Here is a 2,391-nt window from a genome sequence, read left to right on the forward strand (position 1 = left end):
GCGGCTTTCCAAGAGCGCCACCAGCCAGTCGAGAAGCCAGGCCTCACCGCGTTCACCGGATTCCGTGGCGAGCGGATTGAGCCCCGTGGGCCTTCCGGCGCGGATTTCTGCATAGCGGCCGCCAAGGGCATGCACGGCCATTTTGAGGCCCGCTTCCTTGTCAAAAATGATCGTACGCCCGCCTGCCCGTTGGGCTTGGGCCGCGAGGAACGCGACGGTCGTGGTCTTGCCACCGCCGGATTTGCCAAGAACCAGCGTGTGGCCGTTGGTCGGTTCCGCTTGTGGATCGCCGGGCTCGTGGAAACTGAACCGATGCAGTGACCCTTGCAGGGTCTGGAACACGGTGATTGGCGTCTGCCAAGGCAATCGCGCCCTCTCGGTCCCGGTATCGGCGGCATGCAGAGCCGCCATGTCCGCGAAATTGACCGAAGACACCGTCATATCGCGGGCGCGGTAATCCATATTGCCGGGGTGCATGGCGAAGAAGGCGGCCTCCAGAGCCGTCACTTCACGGACGAGGCGCATGCCGTTTTGGTGGGCAATGCCACGGATGCGGGCGACTTCGGTATCAAGGGCGGCCTCGGATTCGGCGAAGACCGTGATCGTCATCTGATGGGCGCCAAAACCGAGGGTGCCGCTTTCGGCCCTGTCGGCCGCATCAAAGAGCTGCGCCTCGATGGTCGCTGCCATGTCTTCCGACGCACGCATTTGCGCCACCCTGCGCTTGACTCGCTCGGTGATGCTACCGCGTTCAATCGGCGTGTAGCTGTGGGTGATAATGGTATCTTGTGACGCGCCAAGCGCATCCAGCATCCCGGGCCACGTCGCTGTGGCGTAGGATTTGACATAGAGCACGGCGGCAAGGCGGGCGGTTGTGGCCCCCTCCTCAATGGCGATGACGCCTTTGCCGAAGCGCACTGCTGCCCCGGCAGCATCTTCCGCAAGAAGGCAGAATGGACTGCGGGGCTGAACACGCAATTCGCCTGTCAGCAGCGAGGCGTAGAAGCCGACGAGACTGCCGTCGCTGATCTTCAGCCGCTTGGTCTTGATGCCGAGGCCCGTCTCGAGGATCGAGATCACCTCGCGCAGTTCTTCCAGTCGACGGTTGCTGTCTTCGCCAAAGACCTTGGCGGCGGCCTTACAAAAGAACGGCACGGCCAAAGGCGCGACCTGGCGGCGCACGACAGTCAGGATCAGCACGGATTCTTGCAGGTTGCGACGGACGAGCTCATTGCCCCATGTCCGGTCGATATCAGCGGCAAAGCTGGACCCGTGGATTGGCGCGAGACCCGTCTCAGCCCCGCGCATCATCCGGTGCAGATAGAAGGTGAAGCGCTCATCCAGCGTGTCGAGCAGATGCGCAAAACCAGCCCGCAGTGCGGAAACAGCTCCGGCGCCGGAGGTGACACCGTCGATGCCGGTCACTTCCAACGAGACCATCAACCCATTGTCGCGAGTGCGCACCACCTCGTCATCCAACTCGATGATATAGGGCAGATGCGCATAGAGTTTCGGGTCGGCTGGGATCAATGCCCGCGCCCTGCCCCGCTCCACATCGCGTTCAAGAAACATGACGCCGCCCCTTTTTCAGGATGGCGAGCGGCGTCACCTGTATCATGACGGCAAAGACGTGATGGCCATTGGGGTTCACTTTGGTCGCAAGTCGGGCAAGCGCGTACCAGATGGGTGCCGTCAGAAACCACCAGACCGGTTTGAACAGGATGAAGGGCAGCACGGTCATCGCACCCACTGCCATGGCATAGGGCATCGGCAGGCCAAGGAACTTGGCTTGCCGGGAGAGCCCGAGGATGACAGCACTTTTCTCCATGACCCCTGCCCCGCCTCAGCTGAACGACGAACGCAAGTTGGCAACAATGGCGGGACCGGCGAAAACGAGGAAGGCGCCGACCACGACGAGGGCCACCCAGGCCCAGCTGATCCGGTTGAAGGCCGCGAGGAACCCCGTCACCACGAAGGCAATACCGAAGAAGGCCGTCGCCAAGGTGCCGCGGAACGAGGCGAGCACACCGGTGGCCACAGTCTCGGCTTTGGTGAAGACCACCTGTGCCAAGGCAGGCTCGGAATGTGCTACCACCAGGGTGCAAAGGGTCAGGCCCAGAAGAGCCAGTTCGGTCGGTTTCATGTTTTTGAGGTCCTTCAGATGTTGAGGTCAGCGAGGATGCGGTCGTAGGCCGCCATTACCTTTACGATGTGGGATTGGGTCTCGGCGTAGGGCGGCACGCCGCCATATTTGCGCACGGCTTCCGGTCCGGCATTATAGGCGGCAACGGCGAGATCGAGACTGCCGAAGGCGGCCATCTGCTCGAGCAAATAGCGCGCGCCGCCGTCGAGGTTTTCGATGGGATCAGCTGCATCAACGCGCAGATAATC

The 2,391-nt window shown here is 62.1% G+C and carries 4 protein-coding genes; all 4 read right to left on the reverse strand.

Annotated elements, in window-relative coordinates:
- Window positions 1-1,572: VirB4 family type IV secretion/conjugal transfer ATPase (locus AKV04_RS03675; protein WP_156317343.1), on the reverse strand; the 1,572-nt coding region annotated here is incomplete at its 3' end.
- On the reverse strand, window positions 1,562-1,828 hold the full coding sequence (locus AKV04_RS03680; RefSeq protein ID WP_054005130.1) for a VirB3 family type IV secretion system protein: 267 nt from the start codon (window positions 1,826-1,828) through the stop codon (window positions 1,562-1,564). The genes AKV04_RS03675 and AKV04_RS03680, both read right to left, overlap by 11 nt.
- Before the next feature lie 15 nt (window positions 1,829-1,843).
- The gene (locus AKV04_RS03685) at window positions 1,844-2,143 is read right to left on the reverse strand and encodes a TrbC/VirB2 family protein (protein ID WP_054005131.1); all 300 of its coding nucleotides are present in this window, start codon (window positions 2,141-2,143) and stop codon (window positions 1,844-1,846) included.
- A 14-nt stretch (window positions 2,144-2,157) separates the two neighbouring features.
- The coding region (locus AKV04_RS03690) for a lytic transglycosylase domain-containing protein (protein WP_156317344.1) at window positions 2,158-2,391 on the reverse strand (234 nt) is incomplete at its 5' end.

Origin of the sequence: Cypionkella psychrotolerans (assembly GCF_001294535.1) — a bacterium.
GTDB classification, from domain to species: domain Bacteria; phylum Pseudomonadota; class Alphaproteobacteria; order Rhodobacterales; family Rhodobacteraceae; genus Cypionkella; species Cypionkella psychrotolerans.